This window comes from Sulfitobacter sp. HI0027, assembly GCF_001634775.1.
Lineage (GTDB): Bacteria > Pseudomonadota > Alphaproteobacteria > Rhodobacterales > Rhodobacteraceae > Sulfitobacter.
Map to the genome: position 1 here is coordinate 1 of NZ_LWER01000402.1, position 24,517 is coordinate 24,517.

Genomic DNA, 24,517 nt, shown 5'->3' on the forward strand with positions numbered 1-24,517 from the left:
ATGCGCAGCAGGTCATCCGACCAGCGCGGCCCGGGCGATACCCTTGCTGCCAGATCGCCCGCAGTGAGCCGGTCCAGCGTGGCGCGGATCACCTCAACATGACGTTTAGAGCGTCGGGCAAGGATCAGCCCGCCCGAGAGCGCAATCAGCACCGTGGGCAGAAGGCTGACCAACAGAATGTTGACGAAAACCTCACGCAGGGCCGTGATCTCGGCCCGGCTGCGCGCGATGGTCAAAAGCCCGCCATAAAGCGTGTCGGTCAGGGTCAGATAAACCCCGGTATACTGCGCCCGCGCCGCGCCGATTGAGACGATGTGATAGCCCTCGTTATCCCGCGCGATGGCCCCGTTGCCATAGATGCGACCATTAGGGCCGATGTAGCTTAGGATCAGCCGGTTGGGATCAGTCTCGCGCGATTCCGCCTCGACCAGCCGCGCCAATGCCGAGGCGCCCGGGGCGGCGCGGAAGCCTGCCATGTCTTGCGCCAGATCGGCCCGGATCGCCTGTTCGAACGATCGCTGGGTAACGGCATAGCTGGCCGCAAGGCTAAGCAGGCTAACGATGGTAAAGAGCAGCACCAGCAAAAGCGCCAACCGCAGCGGCATCGACCGCCAGAGCCCCGCCAGCCGCGCCCTCATGCGTCGATCCTATAGCCCGCGCCGCGCACGGTTTGGATCAACTCGGTGTCAAAGGGCCGGTCCACTTTGGCTCGCAGGCGGCTGATGTGGGTCTCCACCACATTGGTCATCGGGTCAAAGGAAATGTCCCAGACGGCCTCTAGCAGCATGGTTCGCGTTTGCACCCGGCCTTTCCGGCGCAGCAGGTGCTCTAACAATGCAAACTCGCGCGGCAGCAGGTCGATCTCTTGGCCCGCGCGCGTGACCCGGCGGCTGATGAGGTCCATCGTCAGGTCGCCAGCGCGGAGGGTCGTTTCCTGCTCCATCGCCTGCGGGCGACGCGCTAGCGCATTCACCCGCGCCGACAGCTCACCAAAGGCAAAGGGCTTGACCAGATAATCATCCGCCCCGGCGTTCAGCCCGTCGATCCGATCCTCCACCGCGCCCATCGCCGTGAGCAACAACACCGGCGTGGCATTGCCCGCCCCGCGCAGGGTTTTCAGCAGCGTCAGCCCGTCCAACTCAGGCAGCATCCGGTCAAGGATCAGCACGTCATATTGCCCGGTGGTGGCCTGCACCAACCCGTCGCGGCCATCGGCCACCACATCCACCGCATGCCCCTCTTCGCGCAGGCCGCGCGCGATATAGATGCTGGTGGTGGTATCGTCTTCGACAACAAGCAGTTTCATCGCAGTCTCATGTAGGATCACCAAAGGTTTAGGGCAACTCCGCGGCCCATGCATCCTGCGGCCTGCATTCTCACAAATTTGTATAGCCCCTGCGACGGGGCTGTAAAACCTGAGCCCCAAATAGGGGTCCAGAAACACCGAATGCACAGCAAGGAGCATCTCATGAACCAGACCCTTTCCAAGGCCCCCCGCGCCGCCGCCCTTGCGCTGAGCGCCGCCGTCGCCGCGACCCCGATGCTGGCGCTTGCGCCTACAGCCGCGCTGGCCGTCCCGGCTGGTGGCTATGCCGACTTGGTCGAGGCCGTCTCTCCCGCCGTGGTCTTTATCGAAGTGACCGCGAAACAGCAAAGCGCGCAGATCCAGCAGCAGCTTCCCCCCGGCATGCCCGAAGAACTGCGCCGCCGGTTTGAACATATGCTGCCCGACCAACCCGGCGCCGAGGCGACCCCGCGCCAAGGTCTGGGGTCAGGTTTCATCATCTCCGAAGACGGTCAGATCGTGACCAACCACCACGTCGTCGCGGGTGCAGAGACGGTGACCGTGAAGCTCGCCGATGGCCGCAGCTTTGACGCCGAAGTCGTGGGCAGCGACGCGATGACCGACATCGCCCTGCTCAAAGTCAAAGCGGACGTGGATCTGCCCAAGGTGGACTTTGGCACTTCCAAAACCCTGCGCGTCGGCGATGAAGTCGTCGCCGTGGGCAACCCCTTTGGCCTTGGCGGCACCGTGACCTCGGGCATTGTTTCGGCTCTGTCGCGTGACATTCAGGCCGGGCCATTCGATGACTTCATCCAGACCGATGCGGCGATCAACCGCGGCAACTCTGGCGGGCCGCTTTTCAACAACGAAGGTGAAGTCGTGGGCGTGAACACCGCGATCCTGTCGCCGGGCGGCGGCTCTGTCGGGATCGGCTTCTCGGTGCCTTCTGACCTCGTGCAGACCATCGTGGCCGATCTGGCCGATGACGGCTTGGTCGAGCGTGGCTGGCTGGGTGTGCAAATCCGGCAGATGACCCCCGAGGTTGCCAATGTGCTGGGCTACGACGAGCCGCGCGGCGCGGTGATCGAAGCGGTTTCCGAGGACAGCCCCGCCGCCAAAGCGGGCCTTAAGAAGGGTGATATCATCCTGTCCTTCGGCGACACAGAGGTGGACGACCTGCGCGACCTGACCCGCGCGGTGGCAACCACCACGCCTGAGACGGCGGCAGAGGTTGTCGTGCTGCGCAAAGGGTCTGAGCAGACCCTCGACGTGACCGTGGGCACGCTGGAACCCAAGCCGGCGTGATCCATGCCTTCCCGGCGCCCCTCATGCCGCCGGGAAACCCCAGCCCTTAACCCTCGCCGGGGCTGGGCAGCCTGCCCCGGTGGTCCTGCACTGCCGGGGCTTTTTACGCGCGCTCGTTGTCTTCGACCGGGGCGGGCGGCGCATTGTGAATATGAAAGCGCACCAGTTCCGCGACCGAATTCGCCTTAAGCTTGCGCATCACCCGCGCGCGGTGCACCTCAACCGTTTTGATGGAGATGTCCATCTCACTGCCGATCTCGCGGTTCGAGAGCCCCGCCACCACCCGTTCAAAGACCCGATGCTCTTGCGGGGTGAGCCGGGCCAGCAGCTGCGCATTCTCCACCTCGGCCTCTTCGCTCTTGCGCCGTGCGGCGTCGGACTGAAGGGCGGTGTTAATGAGGTCGAGCATGCTTTGATTGTTGAAGGGCTTTTCGATAAAATCCACCGCGCCTGCCTTCATCGCCGTCACGGCGGTAGAGACATCGCCGAAGGCCGTCATCAAGATCAGCGGCACTTTGATCCCCCGCGCATTCAGCGCCTTTTGCAGTTCTAGCCCGCTCATCCCCGGCATCCGTACATCGCTGACGAGGCAGCAGTTGCCACTGTCCTCATAGCTGTCGAGGAACGCGGCCGCCGATGCAAATGGAATCGCGCGCAGCCCGACAGACCCCAGCAACCACACCAGAGACTCCCGCACCGCGGCGTCATCATCAACGACGTAAACGATCCCGTTTTCTGACATTTTACTTTTGCACCTCCAGCGGCAGACACACGCTCAGGCAGGCCCCCTCTGCATCGGATTTCGTCACGGCGATTGTCCCGCCATGCGACAGAACGATCGTTTCGCAAATCGCCAGCCCCACGCCAAGCCCTTTGTCCTTGGTCGAGCGGAAGGCGCTAAAGGCCGTCTGCGCAGGCATGTCCGGGGCAAATCCGCGCCCCGCATCGGCCACGTCGATCACGATCTCCGCCGCCTCGCACCGCGCAGAAACCGAAACTTCGGCATCAGGGCGGCCCGCTTCTCGGCAGGCATCAATACCGTTCTTGATCAGGTTGATCAAAAGCTGCTCAATCTCGATCCGGGCGCAGGTCAACTCGACCTCCCCACATTGATCGTCGATCTCCACGGCGACGCCGGTGGCCGAGCTTTCCGGCTGGATCAACAGTTGCACCGAGCGCAGGATATCTTCGAAGCGCACCGCATGGCGGTCGGCATCGTCACTGTGCAGATAGTTCGACATGGACCGCAGGATGGCGCTGGCCCGTTCCGATTGGCTTTGCATATTATTAAGCACGGCGATCATATCCTCTCTCTCAAGCTGGTCGTTCTTGGCCCGCAACACACAGCCTGCGGCAAAATTGTGAATAGCCGCTAAAGGCTGGTTCAATTCATGGGCGATGGCAGCGGTCATCTGGCCCAATGTCTCGCGCCGGTTGAGCAGTTGCAGCGCCGTTTCATGGCGGTGCAACCGCTCTTCGCGCTCGACCTTTTCGGTGATGTCGGATGCGATGGTCAAAAGCCCGCCTGCGGCCACGGGGTAATCCGTCACCTCCAACCAGCGCCCCTTGGAAGACCGCGCACGAAAGAACTTGGCCGGGGTGTTGCGCCGATCGCGCCGCTGCTCGCTCCAGCGGACCTTGCCTTCGGCGGTCGTGGCCAGTGTGCCGGTTCGCGTGAAATGCGCGAGCAACTCGTCAAAGTGCTTTCCGATGATGTCGCCGTCCATCCCGGCGTAGGTCGCCCGGTATTCCTCGTTGCAATAGACCAAGCGGTCGTTGCTGTCGAAAAGCGCCACCATGGTCGAGATGGTCTCAAAAGCCAGCGCCAGCGCCTCCCGCGCGCTTTTGCGCTCAGTCTCGGCCATGGCGATTTCGGTCATGTCGAAACAGGTGCCGCGATAGCCTGCCAATTGGGCGTGGCTGTCAAAAAAGGGTTTGCCCGACATGTCGATTTGCCGCGCCCGCCCATCCCCGAGGGGCAGAACCAACCGCAAGTCCCGGAACGCCGCCCGGGCGGCCAACCTTTGCTGAAGCTGGTCGAAATCGCCTTGATCTTGCGCCAGATCGGCCTCGGCGAGGGTTTTGCCCAGAGCGAAAATCGGGGTTTCCGCATCGGTTTGACGGCCCCCGCCGGACAGGAAGGTGAACCGCCCATCGGCGTCCATCTCCCAGACCCAATCGGTCGCGCTTTCGGTGAAATCGCGAAACCGGGTTTCGCTTTCCACCAGATCGGTGAGGACGTTCTGCTGATCCGTAACATCTTGGATCGCGGCCAAAAGATGCACCTGACGCCCCCGGTTCAAGCGGCGAATGCAGGTGCGCGCTTCGATCTGGCGACCGTTGGCGGCCAGAAACTTTACATTCTCGACCACGTCGCGCGGGCGGCTGCCAGCCATATGCAGGTTGTTGCGGATCGTGGCGCGGCTGCGCGGCTCGACAAAGCTTTGGCCCTGCTGCCACATCTCGCGCAGGCTCTGCGCATCGCGGCCCAAGAGCGCCTCCACCTCGGGAGAGACATCAACCAGCGCGCCCTCTTGATCCCATTCCAGATAGCCCACCCCCGCCACCTCAGCCGCGAGCGCGTGTTTCGCCGCGCTGACCTCTGCGTCATGCACCGCGTCCTGCGAGGCGGAACGGTCCATTATCATCACCAGCACCCCCACCACCTGCCCCCGGTCGGACAGGGGCTGATAGATCGCCGCCCCTTGGGAGCGGGCCAGAACCGGGCGCGAGAAATCAAAACGCCATGTGACCTGCCGCCCGGCCAGCGCCTTTTCGAGGTTGTCCGACACCTCCTCCAGCAGGTCCGGCGGGATAATCTGCGACAGGTGTTTGCCCACGATCTCCTCGGCGGATTTCCCAAAGGAGGCGCTATAGGCATCATTGACGAAGGCATAGGTCATGTCCGGTGTCAGAAAGGCCGCCTGCACCGGCACATCGTTCAGCAAATCGGGCAGTTTCCGGCGGGTCTCATCGGAGTTGGCGCTGCCCTGTAGCTTGCGTCGGTTGCGCATCACGCGCCAAACCTGCGCCACCAGAACGGCAAATGCGGCGGTCGCAAAGACCAGCTCGATCGGGTCACTATAGGCCCCGCCGCGCGGCGCAGACGCCAGCACCACGGCGATGTACAGCGACAAAACCGCGATCGCGCCAGCCACGGCAAACCGGTTGACCGCATCGCCAACCTGCTTTGCGATCATCACGCCGGACAAGACGATTCCACACAGCGCAATCAATGTGAACGCCGCGACCAAGCTCATGCGCACCTCTACTTTCCGTTGAAACTTCGGCTTTTTCTGCCGCCATGTCTATTAGGGGAAACCCTGACAGGCGGTCATTAACCATGTCCTTGGATGGCCATACGACCGACTGAAATGATATCGTGAAAATATATCCCGAAATTTCAGGACCTTGTTTGCCCCTGTAGGGGATAACCCTGATTTGGCTGGGGCTTTGCCCAATTGGCGTCGAAATTCGGGCTCGGTACTCTGTGCCCCACCACGGAATTGGCCGTGAGATTTAAGCTCAAAATGCGGATTAACCAGTGACAAATAGTGAAACCCCAGACTCGCAACCCTTTGAGGGAACGACGAAACAGAGCAAGGCGCCAACCAAAGCCGATCTGATGGAGATCCGCAGTCTCTACGCTCAGGCCGACGCGATGGCCGAGGCTGCCGAGAACCCCGAAGAACCCGACGATGAGGATCAGCCCCACGCGGCGGCCCCGCCCCCGGCGCAGTCAAAACTGCCCGACAGGCAGAGTGATGCAGGCTAGCGCCGGGCGCGTCACTTTGAACTGTTGGACACCACATGATCGCTGTCGATGCCGCCCAGCGAATGAAACAGGCCAGAAGTATTGCTGACGCCGAATTTCTTGAGCAGTTTCGCGCGGTACACTTCAACCGTCCGGTGCGAGATGTCGAGGTTGAGCGCAATTTGCTTGCTGGTCAGCCCCTCCGCCAGATGGCTCAGGATCTCGCGCTCGCGCCGGGTAAGCGGCAGGTAGGGCCGCTCGGCGGAGAGATCGGCAAAGCTCCAGACCGCGCGGTCGAGCGGGCGTTCGGGCGTGAAGGAATGGCCCCGCACACGGCACCAAAACAGGCTGCCATCGCGCCGTGCCATGATGCGTTCGTCCCAATAGGTGTTGGTCTTGCGCAACTGGTCCACGCCACGGTCGCGGATGTTTACGAACTCCTCATCCGAGGGGTAGAGAATGGCGAAAAGCTGGTCGCGCAGGTCGGCGCGCGCATAGCCGAACATCTGCGCAAAGGCATTGTTGCAATCGCGGATGCAACGGTTCTCGGTCACCACCAGCCCGATGGGCGCATGCACAAAGGCAAGCTCTGCAAAGCGCCCCGTCTCGAAGCAATCATCGGTACGTATTTCCACCATCTTGCTCCGTTTATTTCTTTTTCGGATGCTGAAAACTTAAGCTAGTCGACGGGGGGAGACGGCGCAACATGGCGCTGGCCCGTTTAGGGAGGATACCATGAAGACACGCAAATGGATCGCCGCCGTTCCATGACCATGCTGGCCCCGGTCGCACAGGTGCGGAGGCCGCCGTTGTCGCATTTCACCGACGGCGCGGATGGCAGCACCAACCGCGCGCTGAACCTGATACAGAAAGGCGCGCGCGGATGACCTCCCCCCGTTTCCATTTCATCCCCGTCATGGGACACGAAATCCATGTCACTGAATGGGGCGAGCGCAAGAACCCTGCCTTGATGATGCTGCACGGTCTCGCCCGCACCGGGCGCGACTTTGACGAGGTGGCCGCGACCTTGTCGCAAAATTTCCACGTGCTCTGCCCCGATATGATCGGGCGGGGCCGGTCGAGCTGGGGGGCCAGCCCTGAGGCGGAGTATTCCGTCGAACATTATGCGCGCATCGCGACAGGGGTGTTAGATCACTTCCAAATCGATCACGCCGCGTGGTTTGGCACCTCTTTGGGCGGCATGATCGGGATGCACATGGCCTCGGGCCCCGAGACCGCGCGGGTCGGCGCCTTGGTCGTGAACGACATCAGCCCCGAACTGCCCGCGACGGCGGTGAACCGGATCCTCTCCTATGTGGGCAGCCTGCCGGACTTTGGCAGCTTTGCCGAAGGTGAAGCGTGGCTGCGCCAGACCTATGCCCCCTTCGGCCCCGCCGCCGATGCCTATTGGCAGCGCATGGCGCGGTCTTCGCTGCGCCGCCGGGGGGATGGACGGCTGACCCTGCATTATGATCCGCGCATCACCGTGCAGTTCACCGCCTCAGCCCATGAGCTTTCCACTTGGGACCGTTGGGACCGGACCACCACGCCCACGCATCTTTTGCGGGGCGCCCGGTCGGACCTGTTGCTGCCCGAGGCTGCAGAGCGCATGACCCAAAGCGGCCCGCGGCCCGGGATGAGTGAATTCCCCGACTGCGGCCACGCGCCCAATATGTCCAACCCCCAAGATATCGCCCTTTTGCACCGCGTTTTGGTTGAATTGCTGGGGCGATCGCCCCAAGGATAAAAGGCGTCACTTGCAAATTTGACGCTGTTGCCCAGCATTTGTCTACATCCGGGTATTTTCCTTGCGTCAACAAAGCCCCCTGCAGTCTAATACCCCATGGGCGTATTCGGCACTTAGAAGGCCGGAGTGCAGAGGACAGAGACCGATTTGGGCAAAGCCGGCATGGAAAAAATCAGAAATGCGCTGTCTCAGCGTGCGAAACGGATTATCGTTCTGGTCGTGTTGTGCGGCGTTGTTCTGGGCTTTGGCCACCGGATCGAGACCCTGTCTTATCAGACCTACATGCAGAATCTGGAGCTTGATACCACCTTAGAGCTGATCGAAGTCCGCGAACAAATCCGCGCGGATATCTTTGACCAGATCCTGAAGCTGCGTGAGTTGGCCACGGTCATCAGCGAGAACCCCACGATCACCCAGTCCGAATTTAGCGCCCGCGCGGCAGAGTTCATGGCCGAGAACCCGGATGTGATTAACCTCGCCGTGGCCCCCGACCTCGTCGTGACAATCGTCCACCCCTATGAGGCCAATCGCGGCGTGCTGGGGCTGGACTACCGCCAAAACGCGGCGCAACTGCCCAAGGTCGAAGAGACCCTGCGGACCGGCGAAGGGTTGGTGACCGGCCCGGTTGATCTGGTGCAAGGCGGGCGCGGGCTGATCCTGCGGCATCCGATCTTTGATTCAACCAGCACCGCCGCCGCCCCGAACGAACCTTGGGGCATCCTCTCCATGGTTGTGGATTACGACGCGCTCGTCACGCAGCTGCGCATCCCCGAACTGACCGAAAAATACGATCTGGCCATCCGCGAGCTGACCCCCGAGGGAGAGATCGAACAGACGATCATCGGCGACCCCGAGTTGACTTTGATCGACCCCATCGAGCTCGACTTCAACTTTGCTTTCGGCGCTTGGCAATTGGCCGCAACCGTCAAAGGCGGCTGGCCAGAGCATCGTCCCGACTTCTGGCTGAACTGGATTTTGCGTCTGCAAGGCGCCCTAGGGGTCACCATTTTTGCCTGGTATATCATCGGCTTGGCCGAGAACCGCAAACTCGCCGAAGAACGTCTGCGCACGGGCGTTGAGGCTTTGGACCATGGTTTTGTCATGTATGACGCCAAGGGCATTTTGGTGCTTTGCAATGAAAAATACCGCGAGATCCACGACTATAGCGAGGTGGTGAAGCCCGGATCATCCTATGAAAAGATTGTCCGTGACAGCATCCGCCGTGGGATCGTGCCCGATGCCGTCGGCAAGGAAGAGGAATGGATTCGCGTTTGGCTGGAGAAACGTGAGAACGGCGCATTTGAAACCGAACAGCGCATGCCCGATGGCCGCATCATCCGCACCTCGGACCGGCGGATGGAGGACGGCAGCGTCGTGGGTTTGCGCATTGACGTGACCGATCTGAAAAAGGCGCTGCTGACCGCCGAAGACGCGAACAAGGCCAAGACCGACTTCATGGGCGTGCTGAGCCATGAGTTGCGCACACCGCTGACGGTCATCTTGGGCCATGTCCGCCTTGCGCGGCATTTCGACCGCACCCCGGCAGCGCGCGATCTTCGTACCGCTATTGAGGCGGACCCCAAGACCCGTGAAACGCTGGCGCCCAAACTGTCCGCCACGATGGGCAAACTGGGCGATATCATGCAAACGGTAGAGCGTTCGGGCAATCACCTGCTGACCCTGATCAACGAGGTGCTCGATTTTGCCAAGATCGACGCAGGCAGCCTTTCGATCGCGATGGAACCAGTGCAGATCGACGATATCGTCACCCCTACCGCCGATCAGCTACGCCCGATGATCGAAGACAAGGGGCTGGAGCTAAACGTGAAATCGGCAACCGGCGTGATGCTGGCGGATGGCAAACGCATCCAGCAGGTGTTGATCAATCTGCTAAGCAACGCGACGAAATTCTCGGACCAAGGCACCATTTCGTTGACCTGTCGCATCCGCGGGGAAGTGGTTGAATTCCGCGTTACGGATTCGGGCATCGGCATCCCGGAAAACGAGTTGGAGCGCGTCTTCGAGCCCTTCCATCAGGTCGATTCCACCGCCACCCGCCGCTTTGGCGGCACCGGGCTGGGCCTTGCGATTTCACGCGATATCGCCACGGCCCATGGCGGCAGCCTTGTCGCCACCAGCATCATAGGCAAGGGCAGCAGCTTTTTGCTGACCCTGCCCCTGCGCCCCGCCATCGCTGTCGCCGCCGCCGAAGCGCGCGAGGCCGAGCTCGCCTAAACGCCCGATCCAGGCACACGCCAGTGCCCTCGCCGATGGCACCCGTGGCGGCTAGCCCCTTCATCGCACGGGCAGCCGCTCCACCACCTGCTCTTGCTCGCCCAACCCTTGGACGCTCAGCCGAACCCGGTCGCCGGGGCTAAGGTAGCGTGGCGGTTTGAACCCCATGCCCACGCCCGGTGGGGTGCCCGTGCAGATCAGATCGCCGGGCTCTAGCTGGATGAATTCGGACATGTAGGAAACGATCGTCGCCACATCAAAAACCATCTTCTCGGTCGTGCCGTTTTGCAGACGTTCGCCATTGATCTCGGCCCAGAGCGACAGTTTGCCGGGATCGCCCACCTCATCGCCCGTCACCAAGACCGGCCCCGTGGGGCAAAAGTTGGGAAAGCTCTTGCCCTTGACCCACTGGCCGCCCCGTTCGGCCTGCCAAGCGCGTTCCGACACGTCATTGACGACGCAATAGCCCAGCACATGGTCCAGCGCTTGATCACGGCTGACGTTCAATGCGGTATGTCCGATCACCACGCCCAACTCGACCTCCCAGTCGAGTTTGCTCATCTCTTTGGAGTAAAGGAGCGGATCATTCGGCCCGCAATAGGTGCGGCTGGCCTTGGTGAACAGGATCGGCTCGGTCGGCACGTCCATGCCCGATTCCGCCGCATGGTCGGAATAGTTCAACCCCACGCCCCAAATGTTGCGCGGCTGGCTGACCGGTGCAGCGATACGCTGGCCTTGGGTCTCGACCAGCGGCAGACTTTCCAGATCGACGCCATCCAACATCTTGCGCAATGTCGGAATGGTTTCGGGCGTGAAGTCTGGCACAAGGCTGCTGACATCCCGCGCCTGCCCTGCAGCATCCAGCACCACCGGCGTTTTTGCCCCGTCACGCGCCCCGTATCGCATCAATCGCATGGTCAACTCTCCCCTTTGGCGACCCTCGTTGGCGGTACCATAGCCATAGAAACGGCGATGACCACCGCTTTGCAAAGGTCACCGGTTTTTACCCTCCTGAGGCAGGACTTGCCGCGCTTGGCCGCCCTCTCCCGTCCGACACTCCACAATTATCTGCATTACCGGGGTGAAAAGCCCTATTCTTGCCCCAATTCACCCGCTGGGGCATTGGCAGCAGAGCGTGAGGGGGATACCTTGGGTCAAACATCTGCCTTCTCGCCAAGTCAGGTGCAAAGACCACGACAGAGGCAATGATGAACGACTTTTACAACGCTTTGGCGGATTTCGATGATCCGCTGCGGCAACTCTATATGCTTGCTGTCGAGCCTGATCTTTCCGTCGAAGACAAGATCGCCAAGCTCTTGCAACTGGGCACAGAGGCGCTTGGCCTTGAACTCGGCATCGTCTCTCGCGTGGATCATCCGGTTTACGAATGTGTCTATGTCCACGGCCCTGACTGGGCGCCTGCCCCCGGCAGCACCTTTGACATCAATGGCACCTATTGCCTGCACACACTTGCCAATGCCGATGTGACCTCTTTCCACCACGCGGGCCAGCAAGAGATTTCGACCCATCCGTGTTATGAGAATTTCGGTCTGGAAAGCTATATCGGGGCGCCGCTGAAAACCGGGGACACGCTGTTTGGGACGTTGAACTTTTCCAGCACCGCCCCGCGCTCCGCCCCGTTTAGCAAAGCGCAGATCCAATTCGTCCAATTCCTTGCCCGGTGGCTGAGCAGCGAGCTGTCCCGGCAATCCGAACGCCGCGCGCTGCGCGAACAGCGCGGGCTGCTCAAGGCAATGGTGGATGCCGTGCCCGAGGCCATTATCATGGCCGACCCCAACCGCCGTGTGGCGCTGGTGAACCCGGCGGTCGAAACCCTGTTCGGCTATGCCCCCGACGCGCTTTTGGGGCGGCAGACGGCCGTTCTCTATGAGACCCTCGGCAGCTATGAGCGCATGGGCGAAGAGCTGTCAAATGCCAGCACGGCCAGCACGCAGGGCGCGTTTTCCGTTGCCTGCCGCCGCGCCGATGGCTCGACCTTCGAAGGTCAAGTCGCCACCGCCAAGGTCGAGACCGATCGCGGCGAACATCTGGGCTATCTTGGGGTGGTGCGCGATGTCAGCGAACAGCGCGAATTTGAGCGCGCCAAGGACCAGCTTATCGCCACGGTCAGCCACGAAATGAAGACACCGCTGACCGCGCTTACCGGGGCGCTGCGCTTGCTTGAGGTCAGCCCCGGCGACCTGCCGCCGCAAAAGCGCAAACTGCTGGAACTTGCGCTGCGCAACGCGCGGGCTATCGATCAGATGGTGGGTGATATTCTGGATGTAGAGACCCTGCGCAGACCGGATCAATCGGGATTTTCTGAGCGCCCCTTGGCGCCATTGTTGGCCCAAGCCTCAGAGACCTTGGTCGCCTACGCCAAAGAGCGCGGTGTCGGTTTGGAAATGACCCCGTCCGAGGCCCCCGCCCCGCTTTTGCGGCTGCACGAGGGGCGGCTCATGCGGCTGTTATCAAATCTTTTGTCCAACGCGATCAAAGCCTCTGACGAAGGGGGCACGGTCCAGCTTGGCCTGTCAGAGGATGGCACCGGGTTCTGGGTCAAGGACCACGGCAGCGGCTTGCCGTTGGAACTGCAACCGGTCCTGTTCGACCGGTTTTCCCGCGGGTCCAGCTACCGCGTCGAAGAAGGGCATGGGCTGGGCATGAGCATCGTCAAAGCCATCGTGGATCAGCACCTCGGCGAAATCCGTTTTGAAACAGCCGAGGGTGAGGGCACGACCTTTTTCGTGGATTTCCCCACTCTCAAAGGGCGGCCCGATGCGGTGGTCGCCTCCTGACGGCAAATCGCAGGATCCCCAAACGCTAGACCGGGAGAGCCCGGAGCGCGTGCCCCGTGCGGTCGATCCCCGCGGGGGTGCTGACCACCGCCGCCAGTTGCGCACCACATCGGCAGCGTCGATATGATCGGGCAAAACCACCATAAGACCGCCCCGCGCTGCTCCGGATCAGTCGGGCTGGCAAGGCCAGCGCCACATCCTCATCCCAATGGGCGATGATATTTTCCGCCTCTACCCAATGACCGGATCGGCAAAGTGTTAAACGTGAAACCAAAAGGTTTCGACAGACCGCTGAGCAGAAAGTGCAACGAGGGAAGGCCGTCTTCGGTGTGGGATTGGCGCAATCAGCTGACCGAAGATGGCATCGCCCCCTCACCCGCGCGGTCGAGCAATCCGAGCGCACATTGGACGCGGAGGAGAGCGAAAGCACTATGTTTTGGCAAGGGAGGACAGCTTCCTACGCCTGAAGGCCCGCGCGCCGGGCTAACCTGCCTCGCGTTCTGCCACCGTGCAAAGCCAATCGCGCACGATGATCGCAGCACTTGAAACCCCTTGGCGCGGAGAAAGCAGATAGAAATCCTGCTCGCCCTCCATCACATGATGCACCGGGCAAACCAACCGCCCCGCTTCAAGATCGCGCTGGACCAAAAAGCGGCTCGCCAGCGCCACCCCCTGCCCGGCGAGAGCGGCATCCAGACTAAGCGTTGTTTGGTTAAACCGAAGCCGCCGCGCTGGTTTTACAGCGCTATCAAACGCCTCTTGCGCAAAGCGCGGCCAAAGATCATGCGTATCGTGGAGCAGGGTCAGTCGCGCCAGACCCACCGCATCCAGTGGCATGCCGTCAGCCGTCAAACTGGGCGAGCAAACCGCCACAACCTCCTGCGCGAACAGCAGATCAGCCCGCAGACTGGCACCGAAAGGCGGACGCGCCTGACGCACGGCAAGGTCGATCCCATCCGCATGAAAACTCGCCACTCGTTCCGTCGCCGTGATGCGCAAGTCGATGCCGGGATGGGCTTCGGTGAAGTCTGACAAGCGGGGGATCAGCCATTTCGACGCAAAAGTCGGTGTCACGCTGACCGTCACCCGCGCGGGCGCGCTGCGCAGGGCATCCGTCGCCTCGCTCAACTGCTCAAAAGCCCGCGATACAGAGGCATGATAGGCCCGCCCTTCGTCGGTAAAGGCAAGGCCGCGCGGTTCGCGTAGAAACAGGCGCAGCCCCAGATGATCCTCCAGCCCGCGCACCTGCTGGGCGACCGCCCCTTGGGTGACGCCCAGTTCATCCGCAGCGGCGCGGAAGTTCATATGACGCCCCGCCGCGGCAAAGGCGCGAAGTCCGTTCAGGGGCGGCAGTGGAAAGTCTGGAGGCACGATAGAATTCCTACAGTCATACGACAATGCATCTGGCTGGCCAGCACAGCCTACCATGCCTAATTAAAAGACCATAGCACCGCAGCGCAATCGCTGCACAGCATATGGAGTATATCCGATGGCAACAGAAAAAGTAGCCCTGATCACCGCAGGCGGCAGCGGCATGGGCGCGGGGGCGGCCCGCAAACTGGCCGCTGATGGCTTTAAGGTCGGCGTGCTTTCCTCCTCCGGCAAGGGAGAGGCGCTTGGCACCGAATTGGGCGGCTTTGGCATCACCGGTTCGAACCAATCGCAAGAGGCGCTGGCCCAGTTGGTAGATGGCGCGATGGACCGCTGGGGCCGCGTTGATGTGCTGGTGAACTCCGCCGGACACGGGCCGAAAGGCGACATCCTAGAGATGACCGACGAAGACTGGCACGGCGGGCTGGATGTCTACCTGATGAACGTGATCCGCCCCACCCGTCTGGTGACACGAATCATGGCGGCGCAGGGCGGCGGCGCGATCATCAATATCTCAACATTTGCCACCTTTGAGCCGGACCCGCTTTTCCCCACCTCAGGCGTCTTCCGAGCCGGTCTCGCGGGTTTCGCCAAGCTCTACGCAGATCAATACGCGGGCCAGAACATTCGCATGAACAACGTCCTGCCGGGCTTTATCGACAGCCTGCCCGAGACTGAAGACCGCCGCGCGCGCATCCCCATGGGGCGCTATGGCACCGAGGCTGAAGTGTCTTCGCTGATCGGCTGGCTCGCCTCCGAAGGCGGCGCCTATGTCACCGGGCAGAACTGGCGCATCGACGGCGGGCTGACCCGTGGCGTCTGAGGCGATCGCGCGCGCGGCCCCTGCGCAGCTGGCGTTCTGGGTCAAATGGGTGGCTTCGGTGATCCAGATCCTTGGCTATGCCGCCACCGGCTTTGGCTGGACGCCTTGGAACCTCTACCTCTTTGTGGTGGGGGTTCTGGGCTGGCTGATCGTCGGGGTGCTTTGGAATGATCGGGCGATAACGCTGGTCCATCTCGTTGCCATGGCCGCGATGCTGGCAGGCATGGCGAGCCAGTAGCGGGTAGGCAATCCACGGGTTTTGATCCGGGCCGCCTTATGCAACGCCCTTGCGGATTGCCCACACCCTCGGAATAGTGCGGAGAAGCGTGCAATCTGAGGCGGCCATGACTGACATACCAAAACACCCCATGCGCCGCCTGCTGACAAGCCTTGCCATCTGGTTTTTGGTGGTGACCTTCGTGGTGCTGATTTATGCCAAAGGAGACGACCCCATGCCGCTGAGCGTCCTCAGCCGTCTTGGGATTGCCGCAGCCATCGTTGCCTTTGTGAACATTCCGCTGATCCGCAAGATCGGCCATATCTACCTGCACACGACACCCGATGACGGTGATCTCGACGACTAGCCGCTCTGCCGCGGCCTGCCTTGCACCCTGCGGAAATCGACCCATATCTCTACAACAAATAACCGCGAGAGACCAAGATGGGCTATGTAAAGACAGCGATGCTGATGGCGGCGATGACCGCGCTTTTCATGGGGGTCGGCTACCTGATCGGCGGATCGGGCGGTGCGCTGATCGCACTTGTGGTGGCGGCGGGGATGAACGCCTTTACGTGGTGGAACTCCGACCGCATGGTGCTCAAGATGCACAACGCGCAGCCGGTTTCCCCCAATGACCGCACCGGGCTTTACGCCCTCACGGCCGAGCTTGCGCGGAACGCGGGCCTGCCCGAACCGAAGGTCTATCTGATCGACACGCCGCAACCCAACGCCTTTGCCACCGGGCGCAACCCGGCCAATGCTGCCGTGGCGGTAACAAAAGGGCTGATGCAAAGCCTCAGCCGCGAGGAACTGGCCGGCGTCATCGCGCATGAACTGGCCCATATCCGCAACCATGACACGGCGATCATGACCGTTACCGCGACTTTCGCCGGGGCGATTTCTATGCTGGCGAACTTTGCGTTGTTCTTCGGCGGCGCGCGTGAGCGAATGGGCATGATCGGCACGCTGATGATGATGTTCCTCGCCCCCATGGCCGCCGCATTGGTGCAGATGGCGATCAGCCGGACGCGGGAATATGCGGCGGACAAAGCCGGGGCAGAGATCTGCGGCCACCCGCTTTGGCTGGCCTCGGCGCTTGAGAGAATCGCGATGGGCGCCGCGCGGATCGACAATCACGCCGCCGAGCGGAACCCGGCCACGGCGCATATGTTCATCATCAACCCGCTGCACGCGCATAAACATGACAGCCTCTTTGCCACACACCCGGCGACGGAAAACCGCGTCGCAGCCCTGCGTGCGATGACGCCCACGGCGGCCCCGGTGCGGGCCGAGAGCGCCCGCCCCACCACCAGCAGCCGTATCCCCAAGGCTGGCAGGCGGGGTGACGCTGGGCCGTGGCGCTAAGCCGCGCTCAGCCCCGCCGCCAGTAAGCTGTGCAAATCTGGCGTGTCTTGTCCATGCCGAGGGTGGTTTTGAAATGCCCCCGCAACTGCTGGGCGTTCTGGAACTCTCCGGCGAAAAAGGCATAGCCCAAACCGTCATCCGTCAGCGCCTGCGCATGGCCAAGCACCTCGGCTTCGAACGCGGCGGGCGGCAGCGCATGGACGCGCAGCTTGGTCTTGGGCAGGTAGTCCCGATAGGACACGCCGCGCGGCAGGGCGGCCACCACATCGCCCACCGCATCCTCTGGCAGGCGCGCCAAAAGCTGCGCCACAGCGGGCAGCCCCGTGCCATCTGCGGCCAGAAAATAGGAGGAGGCTTCGGGCAAGGCGCTGATGCCCACCGGCCCCATCGCCCCGATCCGTTGCCCGGCATGGGCGTTCTGCGCCCATTGCGAGATCAGGCCCGATCCATGGCGCACCACGTCGATATCGACCTCCTCGCGCGCGGCGCGGATGTTCTTGAGCGTGACATAGCGCGCGTGCAACTCATCCGCGCCCTTTGGCCAGACCGGCGCACCGTTGGCGCCCATCACGGGCCACACCGGCGCGCGGCTGGGATCGCGCGGCAGGATCAACCGCAGATGCAGCCCCTGCGCGGCGAGTTCGGCAATATCCGGGTAATGCAGGGTGACGCGCTGCATCCCCTCGAACAGGATTTCGCTGTTCAGCACAGTCAGCAGGCGAAAGTTCTGCGGCGTGGCACCGGCCTCTTGCGTGATGCCCTGCCAGCGGATGCGATCGGCCAGCGCGGGATCAAACTCCGCTACGTGATGCACCATGCCCTCTTTCGAGAATTGCATGGCGTTTTCGCCGGGCGCTTGAAGGCTGACTTCCAGCCCCCGCGGGCAGAGATCGAACTCCACCCGGTAGCCGTCTTGCTCAAACACATGACCGGTCGCCCCTTTGGCGCGAAACGCCATGCCGTGGTCATCAACAAGATGCGACAGGATCCGCGAGAGCATCTCCTGCGGCGCGTCCATCGGGATGGTGGTCTTGGCTTTGGCGATGGTCATCTGTGGCTCCTCCCGGTCAAAGAAAAGCGCGGCACACGAGGGTGGTGCCGCGCTTTAGGCTCACCAGCTATGGGCCAGCTTCACGGTGACTTCACGGCCGGGGCTGTAGAAGTCAGCGTAGAAACCGCCGTAGGAGGTGTGCTTTTCGTCGAACAGGTTGGTGACATTGGCCGACAGGGTGGTCTGTTCGGACAGGTCATAGCTTACGGCGGCATCCACCACGACAAAGCTGCCCGTCTCGCCTGTGGCGTTGCTGTCGCTGTAGTAATAGCCGCTGTTGAACCGCGCGCCCAACCCAACCGTCAGATCACCACGGCCAAGGTTTTCCCATGTCCGGCTGGCCCAGATCGAGGCGACATTTTCAGGCACCAGACCGGGGCGGTTGCCAACGTTGCCGGAGGTGCCGTTCTCTTTGATCTCGGCATCCAGATAGCTGTAGGCGGCGGTGAGGGTATAGGCGCCCATCTCGGCTTTGGCTTCCAGATCGATGCCGCGGACACCGATTTCACCGATGGTTTCCGGCTGGTTGGTCGCCGGATTGGTACGGGTGATGTTGCTTTTCGACAGGTCATAGACCGAGGCCGTCAGCAGCGCATTGGTGCCCATGGGCTGCCATTTCGTGCCCAGCTCAAACTGCTCGCCCTCTTCCGGCTCGACGCCAAAGCCTGCGGGCACGACCGACTGCGCGTAGTTCCCAAAGACCGAAACGTTCGGCTTGATCTTATAGGTCAGGCCCACGCGGCCTGTCGTCTCGCTGATGTCGTTGGTCTGCACCGTACCGGCAAGGTTGTTGGTTTCGGTCACGTCGATCCAGTCGTGACGCAGCCCGAAGGAGGCGATGAAACGTTCGTTCCAGTTCAGCTCTTGCTGAAGGTAAAGCGCCTTGCCTTCCGTCTCTGTGTCGAGATCGGCAAAAATCGGAACGCTGGTGGGACGGCCTGTGTAGCTTGGGTTGTCGCGGTCAACCGACGGCGCCGCGCCATAAAAGCGTTGATCGGTCTCGTCGGACCACGAGAATTCGACCCCCGCCGTGGTGGTGCTGGCCGCCCCGCCAAGGAAGCCCTCATAGGTCAGATGCAGGTCGGAGATCATGTTCTCGCTCGTGCCGTCGCTGGCAAAGTACGCGCGGTCCACCATGCTGTCATTCGGGGTATAGTCGCTGACATAGGCATAGCCGAAGTCATCCGCGCTGTCGCTGTAGCGCAGGGTGCCGCCAAAGCTCAGCCCGTTGCCAAAGTCATGCGCGCCCAGAACGGAAACGGTGGTCCGTTCGGTGCCGCGGTAGTTATAGTCAGGCTCGCCGTAGAACACGTCGCTGCGGTCAAAATCGCCGCCCGCCGGGAAACCACCGCTGCCGGGCACGGAGTCGCGGTCAAGGTGATCGACGATCACGGTCAGCTCAGACGCATCGGAGGGACGCCATGTGAGGCCACCCATCGCGAAGATCTCGTCATTCTCGGAATAGGGGTACTCAAGCTCGCCGTTGCGCAGCAGGCCGGTGAAACGGTAGCTGAGCGTGCCTTCTTCATCCAGCGTGTCGCCGAAATCTACGCCGGTTTCCAAGCTGCCATAGGAATCCACCGAGGTGTAGACACTGCCAAAGCGTTCGTCGCGCGGGCGTTTGGTGACATAGTTGACCGAGCCGCCGGGGTCGGACAGGCCAAAGGTCGAAGACGATGCGCCCCGGATGACTTCCACACGCTCAAAGGCAAAGGGCTCTTCGCGGATGGCCCCAAAGTTCGGGCCCAATGTCAGCCCATCGCGGTAGGTATAGGCCTCGAACCCGCGCAGAATGAAATAGTCGAACCGGTCGTCCGCGCCATAGCTGTCGGTGCTGGCGCCGGCGGTGTAGTTCAACACCTGCTCCACACTATCCGCGCCGCGCGCTTCGATCTCGCGGCTGGTGATGACAGAGACGCTGGCCGGGATATCAATGATCTCTCCAGACAGCTTGCCGCCGCTGCTGAGTTCGCTGGCGACCACGGTTTCGGCATCCGCCGCGCCTGAGGTTTGCGCGCTGGTCTCTAGGATCACGTCGTCCAACTGGTAGGTCTCTTGCGCGGAAACTGCGCCGGGCACCAGCGCCGTACAGCACAAAAGCGCCGTCTTGAGAGAGCCGCGCCCTAGTTGCAGGGGAATGAATTTAAAAGAGGACATGGCGGTCTCCGTAATAACCTAGTGAATCAGTCGGGATTTCTTTACCCCTATGATGCGGAGGGCGCCAGAGTCAATCTGACTAATTTAGTAAGTTATTTTAAGCTGCGGCTTCTTTGCGTGATTGCCCAATTTTATGGCGCCCAATCGGCACCATGCAGGGGGTCTGCGAAACGGGGTCGCTGACAATACGGCACGACAGGCCGAAGACGGTTTTCACCAGGTCCTCTGTCAGGACTTCAGCGGGCGGCCCCTCCGCGCGGATGCCGCCATCGCCCACGGCGATCAGGTGGTCGGCATAGCGCGCGGCGAGGTTGAGATCATGCAGTACCATGACGATCGTCGTTCCCTGCGCGGTGTTAAGATCGACAAGCAGGTCCAGCACCTCGACCTGATGCGCGACGTCCAAAAAGGTTGTTGGCTCATCCAGCAACAACAGGTCGGTCTCTTGCGCCAAGGCCATGGCGATCCACACCCGCTGGCGTTGACCGCCCGACAGGGTATCAAGATCGCGCTCGGCCAGCTCTTCGGTACCGGTCGCCGCAAGCGCGCGGGCGACAGCGCGGTCATCCTCTGCCGACCAGCGCGAGAACAGCCCCTGATGCGGATGCCGCCCGCGCCCGACAAGGTCGGCCACGGCGATCCCCTCGGGCGCGATGGGCGATTGCGGCAACAACCCCATGACCTGCGCCAGCCTGCGCGATTTCATCTGATGCACCGACTGTCCATCGAGCAGAACCGCGCCGGATTTGGGCTGCAAAACCCGCGCCAGCGTCCGCAACAGGGTCGACTTCCCCGAGGCATTGCCGCCCACGATGGCGGTGATCTTGCCCGCAGGCAGGGTGAGAGAGACATCCTCCAAAATCACGCGCTTTTCATAGCCCGCGCCCAGATTGCGCGTTTCAAGACGGTGGTCGTGGGTCATAGCGTGCCCCCATTTCTATTGGCGCGGACGATGAGATACAAAAGGAAGGGCGCGCCGACCGCCCCGGTGACGACGCCGACAGGCAAGCGCGCGGGCAAAAGGAACTGCCCCACAAAATCGCCCGCGATGACCAGCACCGCGCCCACCAGTCCGGCCCCCAGAAGCAATCCGCGCGACCCCGGCAAGAGCCGCGCTGCAATGGGCCCCGCAAGGAAGGCGACAAAGGCAATCGGCCCGGTCGCAGCCGTCGCGATGGCCACAAGGCCGACGGCGGCCAGTGTCACCCGCAGCCGCGTGGCATCGGCCCGCACGCCAAGGGCTTCGGCAGTGTCATCGCCAAGGCGCAGCACCTCCAAATCGCGGGCGGTAACGGCCAGCAGCCCTCCGAACACCAACAGCGCCCCGGCCACGGGCAGGGCTTGAACAAGCTGCATACCGTTGAGGCTGCCGGTCAGCCAGCGCATCGCCTCGGCCCGGTCCCATGCGGGCGCTTCGAGCAAGACATAGGCTGTCACACTATCGAGCATGGCCGAGACGCCGATGCCAATCAGGATCAACCGCGCCCCCGCAGCACCGCGGCGCGAGGACAGCGCCCAGATCAGCGCCGCGACCCCAAGCCCCGCCGCCACCGCGACGAGCGACACCAACCACCCATCAAGGGCCAGAATAACGATGGCAAAGACCGCCGCCGCCCCCGCACTGGCGCTGATGCCGATGATGTCGGGGCTTGCCAGCGGATTGCGCAGCATGATCTGAAACGCCACCCCGCCCAAGCCAAAGCTCGCCCCGGCGAGCAGCCCCATGACCGCGCGCGGCAAACGCAACTCGGTCACCACAAAAGCGGCATTCGCCTCCGGCGCACCGGTCAGCGCGGCCCAGACATCGCCCGGCGGCACGCAGCCCCGTCCGCAGCTGAGCGTCAGCAGCACCAAGCCCAGCACAAGCGCAGCCAGAAAGCCCAGCACTTGAAGGCGGCGCGCGGCCACGGGGCGGGTGCTGCGCGGGGCGGCGAGGGTCACATCGCTCATAGCCCACGCATCCTGTGATTGCGCACCGTCCAGATAAAGAAGGGCGCGCCGACAAAGGCGGTGACGATGCCCACGTCCAACTCATTCGGGCGCGCGATGACCCGGCCCAGCACGTCCGACAGCCCCAGCATGGAGGCCCCCGCCAAGGCCGAGAGCGGCAACACCAGCTTGTAATCAACGCCCGCGATCATCCGGCACAGATGCGGCACCACCAGCCCGACAAAACCAATCGGACCGCAAAGCGCCGTCGCCGTGCCGCAGAGGATCACCGCCCCCGCCGCGGCCATGACCCGCCCCAAGGCAACGCTCTGGCCAAGGCCGGTGGCCAACTCTTCGCCCAAGGCCAAAGCATTGAGAACCCGGGCTGAGGCGAGGCTCAGCGCCAGCCCGACCAACGCGAAGGGCAAGGCGGGCAAGATGGTCTCGAAACTCGCGCCGCCGATGCCGCCCACCTGCCAAGATTGCACAGAGCCTGCGATATCATTGCGCGGCAAGACCACCGCGATGATGAAGGCCGACACCGCCACAGATGTTGCCGTGCCAGCAAGGGTTAGCTTCAGCGGTGTCGCCCCGCCCTGCCCAGCGGAGCCGATCAGATAGACGAAAACCGCCGTCACCCCCGCCCCGGCAATGCCGAGCCACAGAAAACTCTGCGCGCCGCTGATGTCGAACCAAGCGATGCCCACCACGACGAAAAGCGCCGCGCCCGCATTGACGCCTAGAATACCCGGATCGGCCAGCGGGTTGCGGCTGATGCCCTGCATCACCGCCCCCGCAAGGCCAAGCGCTGCGCCCGCCAAAACGGCCAGCGCCGTGCGCGGCATCCGCACCGCGACCGCCGCAGCGCCGATGGACTCGATCCGGCCAGTCATGCCCGCCCAGATCTCGGCCCAAGGCACCGAACGCGCGCCCACGGTCAGCGACAGGCCGGTCATCAGCAACAGCAGGCCCAGCAAAAGCGCGAGACCGGCCAGCCGTTGGGGGCGCTGCACCTGCATTATTCGCCGCGTGTGGCGGCCGCGCTCAGCCGTGCGAGGTAATCGTCGAGCACATAGTCGATCGACAGCGGCGTTGGGTTCGCGGCGGTGCCCATCGGGTCATTCGCCAAAAGCACGACCGAGCCACGGGCGACGGCGGGGAAACGCGCGATCAGCGGGTTCTTGGCCAGTTCGTCCAACCGCGCCTGATCACCATAGGTGACCACAACATCCACGTCTTCGAACAGATCGATCCGCTCTGCGCTGACCCGGCCCGAGTATTTACCAGCCTCGCTGGCCTCGCGCACCGCTTGGGGCGTCGCCATGCCGATGTCGGTCAGGAACTGCACCCGCTGGTCGGCGGCGGCGTAGAAACCGATGGTGCTGAGGTCGCGCGGATCGAGGTGGGTGACGAACATCCCGGTTTTGCCAGCCAGTTCGGGATATTCTTCGCGGGCGGTGGCGATACGCTCTTCGATCTCGGCGACCATCTCGTCACCTTCTTCGGCCATGCCAAGGCCCGCCGCGTTTTGGCGGATCATCTCGCGCCATGTCGTCGTCCATGCGGCTTCGGGATAGGCGATGACCGGCGCGATGCGGCTGAGCGTCTCATAATCCGACTGCGACAGACCGGAATAGGCGGCAAGGATCACATCGGGCTGGGTGCCGGCCACGGCTTCGAAATCAATGCCATCGCCCTCGTCAAAAAGCGTGGGCACCTCTGCGTCCAGTTCATCAAGCTTTTCGATCACCCAAGGCAGCAGCCCATCGCCATCGTCGTCCCCCCATGAGGCGCGGGCAAAGCCGACGGGCACGATCCCGAGCGCCAAGGGCACCTCGTGATTGGCCCAGCCGACCGACGCCACCCGTTCGGGACGCTCTTCGATGGTGGTTTCGCCAAAGGCGTGTTCAACGGTGACGGGAAAGTCCTGCGCCGAGGCGGCAGTCGCGCCAAAGGCCAAGCAAATGAATGACAATGTTCTGAGCACTGCGGCCCCCTTAATCCGATTCTTTTACTAAACTATTGTCTGTTATGCCGCAGCGGGCGCGGATGCAACAGGGCAGTTCATCGGATCATGGGGTTGGGCCGTACCAAAGCGAAGGTGCGCGCGGTCGGCCCAGATGCCGCTGCGACAAGCGTTATATTGACGGGTAGGTGAAACAGCCCCGCCAGACCGCCCGTATGCGCCCCCGGTTTTCCCCGAGGGGAGGGACAGGAAAACCGGTGGGGCGCATCGCTGCAAGTCTATCGAGGAGCCACTCCCTGGGGTAGGGGAACGGGCAGCAGCTCCCGAGAAGGCCCGTGTCGTGAAGCATATTCTCAGGCGAAACGGTCGAAATGAACCGGTTGCCAGCTTGGGACGCGGTCATTGTTCTGGTCAATGACGCCTTCGTGCAGACCCGTCTATCGGCGGGTATATCTAACTATAGATCGCGCTTTACAGCGCTGCATCTGGGCGGGGGTATAAACGGGCTAGT

General features: G+C 62.5%; 22 protein-coding genes and 1 pseudogene. 10 read left to right on the forward strand and 13 right to left on the reverse strand.

Translation table 11 applies throughout. From position 1 onward, the window contains the following. Both A3722_RS18135 and A3722_RS18140 read right to left on the reverse strand, forming a co-directional pair. Positions 1-638 (reverse strand): annotated as a pseudogene (locus tag A3722_RS18135) (sensor histidine kinase); the annotation flags it as partial. After that, positions 635-1,306 carry a winged helix-turn-helix domain-containing protein gene (locus A3722_RS18140; protein ID WP_067622852.1) on the reverse strand — a complete coding sequence of 224 codons (672 nt, stop codon included), beginning with the start codon at positions 1,304-1,306 and terminating at the stop codon, positions 635-637. The pseudogene A3722_RS18135 and the gene A3722_RS18140, both read right to left, overlap by 4 nt. Positions 1,307-1,468: 162 nt before the next feature. On the opposite strand from A3722_RS18140, the gene A3722_RS18145 reads away from it, so the two are divergent. After that, the gene (locus A3722_RS18145; protein ID WP_067622850.1) at positions 1,469-2,590 is read left to right on the forward strand and encodes a Do family serine endopeptidase; all 1,122 of its coding nucleotides are present in this window, start codon (positions 1,469-1,471) and stop codon (positions 2,588-2,590) included. Positions 2,591-2,693: 103 nt separating this feature from the next. Here A3722_RS18145 and A3722_RS18150 read toward each other — a convergent pair whose 3' ends face one another. Beyond that, the gene (locus A3722_RS18150) at positions 2,694-3,332 is read right to left on the reverse strand and encodes a response regulator transcription factor (RefSeq protein WP_067622847.1); all 639 of its coding nucleotides are present in this window, start codon (positions 3,330-3,332) and stop codon (positions 2,694-2,696) included. A 1-nt stretch (position 3,333) separates the two neighbouring features. Continuing rightward, the gene (locus A3722_RS18155) at positions 3,334-5,850 is read right to left on the reverse strand and encodes a PAS domain-containing protein (protein ID WP_067622844.1); all 2,517 of its coding nucleotides are present in this window, start codon (positions 5,848-5,850) and stop codon (positions 3,334-3,336) included. Between the two features lie 284 nt (positions 5,851-6,134). On the opposite strand from A3722_RS18155, the gene A3722_RS18160 reads away from it, so the two are divergent. Then, positions 6,135-6,365, forward strand: coding sequence for a hypothetical protein (locus tag A3722_RS18160; RefSeq protein WP_067622841.1), 231 nt, complete (start codon positions 6,135-6,137; stop codon positions 6,363-6,365). Positions 6,366-6,376: 11 nt separating this feature from the next. On the opposite strand, the gene A3722_RS18165 is transcribed toward A3722_RS18160, so the two are convergent. Beyond that, positions 6,377-6,982, reverse strand: coding sequence for a helix-turn-helix domain-containing protein (locus tag A3722_RS18165; protein ID WP_067622839.1), 606 nt, complete (start codon positions 6,980-6,982; stop codon positions 6,377-6,379). A 111-nt stretch (positions 6,983-7,093) separates the two neighbouring features. On the opposite strand from A3722_RS18165, the gene A3722_RS24415 reads away from it, so the two are divergent. The 3 genes from A3722_RS24415 to A3722_RS18175 all read left to right on the forward strand — a co-directional run bounded on the left by A3722_RS24415 (position 7,094) and on the right by A3722_RS18175 (position 10,326). After that, positions 7,094-7,231 (forward strand): hypothetical protein, encoded by a 138-nt coding sequence (locus tag A3722_RS24415; RefSeq protein WP_161487352.1) that lies wholly within the window; start codon positions 7,094-7,096, stop codon positions 7,229-7,231. Further along, entirely contained in the window at positions 7,228-8,091 is an 864-nt protein-coding gene (locus tag A3722_RS18170; protein WP_067622836.1) for an alpha/beta fold hydrolase, read from the forward strand. Before A3722_RS24415 ends, A3722_RS18170 begins: the two co-directional genes overlap by 4 nt. Positions 8,092-8,253: 162 nt before the next feature. Further along, complete coding sequence (locus A3722_RS18175) at positions 8,254-10,326, forward strand: ATP-binding protein (RefSeq protein WP_150119974.1); 2,073 nt, start codon at positions 8,254-8,256, stop codon at positions 10,324-10,326. Between the two features lie 60 nt (positions 10,327-10,386). Here the strand turns inward: A3722_RS18175 and A3722_RS18180 are convergent, their stop codons facing one another. Then, complete coding sequence (locus A3722_RS18180; protein ID WP_067622831.1) at positions 10,387-11,241, reverse strand: fumarylacetoacetate hydrolase family protein; 855 nt, start codon at positions 11,239-11,241, stop codon at positions 10,387-10,389. 293 nt (positions 11,242-11,534) lie between these two features. Here A3722_RS18180 and A3722_RS18185 point away from each other — a divergent pair, with 293 nt between their 5' ends. Beyond that, a complete protein-coding gene (locus A3722_RS18185; protein WP_161487631.1) occupies positions 11,535-13,124 on the forward strand; it encodes a GAF domain-containing sensor histidine kinase in 1,590 nt (529 codons plus the stop codon). 483 nt (positions 13,125-13,607) lie between these two features. Here the strand turns inward: A3722_RS18185 and A3722_RS18190 are convergent, their stop codons facing one another. Next, positions 13,608-14,495, reverse strand: a complete 888-nt coding sequence (locus A3722_RS18190) for a LysR substrate-binding domain-containing protein (RefSeq protein ID WP_067622825.1) — start codon at positions 14,493-14,495, stop codon at positions 13,608-13,610. A 118-nt stretch (positions 14,496-14,613) separates the two neighbouring features. On the opposite strand from A3722_RS18190, the gene A3722_RS18195 reads away from it, so the two are divergent. From A3722_RS18195 to htpX, 4 genes are all read left to right on the forward strand, one after another. Further along, the gene (locus A3722_RS18195) at positions 14,614-15,318 is read left to right on the forward strand and encodes an SDR family oxidoreductase (RefSeq protein WP_067622822.1); all 705 of its coding nucleotides are present in this window, start codon (positions 14,614-14,616) and stop codon (positions 15,316-15,318) included. After that, positions 15,308-15,556, forward strand: coding sequence for a DUF6552 family protein (locus A3722_RS18200; protein ID WP_067622820.1), 249 nt, complete (start codon positions 15,308-15,310; stop codon positions 15,554-15,556). The genes A3722_RS18195 and A3722_RS18200 overlap by 11 nt, the downstream gene beginning before the upstream one ends. A gap of 106 nt (positions 15,557-15,662) precedes the next feature. Continuing rightward, a complete protein-coding gene (locus tag A3722_RS18205) occupies positions 15,663-15,902 on the forward strand; it encodes a hypothetical protein (protein ID WP_067622816.1) in 240 nt (79 codons plus the stop codon). A 77-nt stretch (positions 15,903-15,979) separates the two neighbouring features. After that, complete coding sequence (gene htpX / locus A3722_RS18210) at positions 15,980-16,903, forward strand: zinc metalloprotease HtpX (RefSeq protein ID WP_067622813.1); 924 nt, start codon at positions 15,980-15,982, stop codon at positions 16,901-16,903. 7 nt (positions 16,904-16,910) lie between these two features. On the opposite strand, the gene A3722_RS18215 is transcribed toward htpX, so the two are convergent. The 6 genes from A3722_RS18215 to A3722_RS18240 all read right to left on the reverse strand — a co-directional run bounded on the left by A3722_RS18215 (position 16,911) and on the right by A3722_RS18240 (position 24,027). After that, complete coding sequence (locus A3722_RS18215; protein ID WP_067622810.1) at positions 16,911-17,954, reverse strand: siderophore-interacting protein; 1,044 nt, start codon at positions 17,952-17,954, stop codon at positions 16,911-16,913. Between the two features lie 60 nt (positions 17,955-18,014). Beyond that, positions 18,015-20,111 (reverse strand): TonB-dependent siderophore receptor, encoded by a 2,097-nt coding sequence (locus tag A3722_RS18220; protein ID WP_067622807.1) that lies wholly within the window; start codon positions 20,109-20,111, stop codon positions 18,015-18,017. A gap of 97 nt (positions 20,112-20,208) precedes the next feature. Further along, the gene (locus A3722_RS18225; RefSeq protein WP_067622804.1) at positions 20,209-21,033 is read right to left on the reverse strand and encodes an ABC transporter ATP-binding protein; all 825 of its coding nucleotides are present in this window, start codon (positions 21,031-21,033) and stop codon (positions 20,209-20,211) included. Next, complete coding sequence (locus tag A3722_RS18230; protein WP_067622801.1) at positions 21,030-22,061, reverse strand: FecCD family ABC transporter permease; 1,032 nt, start codon at positions 22,059-22,061, stop codon at positions 21,030-21,032. Before A3722_RS18230 ends, A3722_RS18225 begins: the two co-directional genes overlap by 4 nt. Continuing rightward, positions 22,058-23,059 (reverse strand): FecCD family ABC transporter permease, encoded by a 1,002-nt coding sequence (locus tag A3722_RS18235; protein ID WP_067916347.1) that lies wholly within the window; start codon positions 23,057-23,059, stop codon positions 22,058-22,060. The genes A3722_RS18230 and A3722_RS18235 overlap by 4 nt, the downstream gene beginning before the upstream one ends. Continuing rightward, complete coding sequence (locus A3722_RS18240; RefSeq protein WP_150120217.1) at positions 23,059-24,027, reverse strand: iron-siderophore ABC transporter substrate-binding protein; 969 nt, start codon at positions 24,025-24,027, stop codon at positions 23,059-23,061. Before A3722_RS18240 ends, A3722_RS18235 begins: the two co-directional genes overlap by 1 nt. Positions 24,028-24,517: the final 490 nt, after the last annotated feature.

Coding starts and splice junctions, on each gene's coding strand:
- A3722_RS18140 (WP_067622852.1), bottom strand. CDS start 1,306: ATGAAACTGCTTGTTGTCGAAGACGATACCACCACCAGCATCTATATC.
- A3722_RS18145 (WP_067622850.1), top strand. CDS start 1,469: ATGAACCAGACCCTTTCCAAGGCCCCCCGCGCCGCCGCCCTTGCGCTG.
- A3722_RS18150 (WP_067622847.1), bottom strand. CDS start 3,332: ATGTCAGAAAACGGGATCGTTTACGTCGTTGATGATGACGCCGCGGTG.
- A3722_RS18155 (WP_067622844.1), bottom strand. CDS start 5,850: ATGAGCTTGGTCGCGGCGTTCACATTGATTGCGCTGTGTGGAATCGTC.
- A3722_RS18165 (WP_067622839.1), bottom strand. CDS start 6,982: ATGGTGGAAATACGTACCGATGATTGCTTCGAGACGGGGCGCTTTGCA.
- A3722_RS24415 (WP_161487352.1), top strand. CDS start 7,094: ATGGATCGCCGCCGTTCCATGACCATGCTGGCCCCGGTCGCACAGGTG.
- A3722_RS18170 (WP_067622836.1), top strand. CDS start 7,228: ATGACCTCCCCCCGTTTCCATTTCATCCCCGTCATGGGACACGAAATC.
- A3722_RS18175 (WP_150119974.1), top strand. CDS start 8,254: ATGGAAAAAATCAGAAATGCGCTGTCTCAGCGTGCGAAACGGATTATC.
- A3722_RS18180 (WP_067622831.1), bottom strand. CDS start 11,241: ATGCGATTGATGCGATACGGGGCGCGTGACGGGGCAAAAACGCCGGTG.
- A3722_RS18185 (WP_161487631.1), top strand. CDS start 11,535: ATGAACGACTTTTACAACGCTTTGGCGGATTTCGATGATCCGCTGCGG.
- A3722_RS18195 (WP_067622822.1), top strand. CDS start 14,614: ATGGCAACAGAAAAAGTAGCCCTGATCACCGCAGGCGGCAGCGGCATG.
- A3722_RS18205 (WP_067622816.1), top strand. CDS start 15,663: ATGACTGACATACCAAAACACCCCATGCGCCGCCTGCTGACAAGCCTT.
- htpX (WP_067622813.1), top strand. CDS start 15,980: ATGGGCTATGTAAAGACAGCGATGCTGATGGCGGCGATGACCGCGCTT.
- A3722_RS18215 (WP_067622810.1), bottom strand. CDS start 17,954: ATGACCATCGCCAAAGCCAAGACCACCATCCCGATGGACGCGCCGCAG.
- A3722_RS18220 (WP_067622807.1), bottom strand. CDS start 20,111: ATGTCCTCTTTTAAATTCATTCCCCTGCAACTAGGGCGCGGCTCTCTC.
- A3722_RS18225 (WP_067622804.1), bottom strand. CDS start 21,033: ATGACCCACGACCACCGTCTTGAAACGCGCAATCTGGGCGCGGGCTAT.
- A3722_RS18230 (WP_067622801.1), bottom strand. CDS start 22,061: ATGAGCGATGTGACCCTCGCCGCCCCGCGCAGCACCCGCCCCGTGGCC.
- A3722_RS18235 (WP_067916347.1), bottom strand. CDS start 23,059: ATGCAGGTGCAGCGCCCCCAACGGCTGGCCGGTCTCGCGCTTTTGCTG.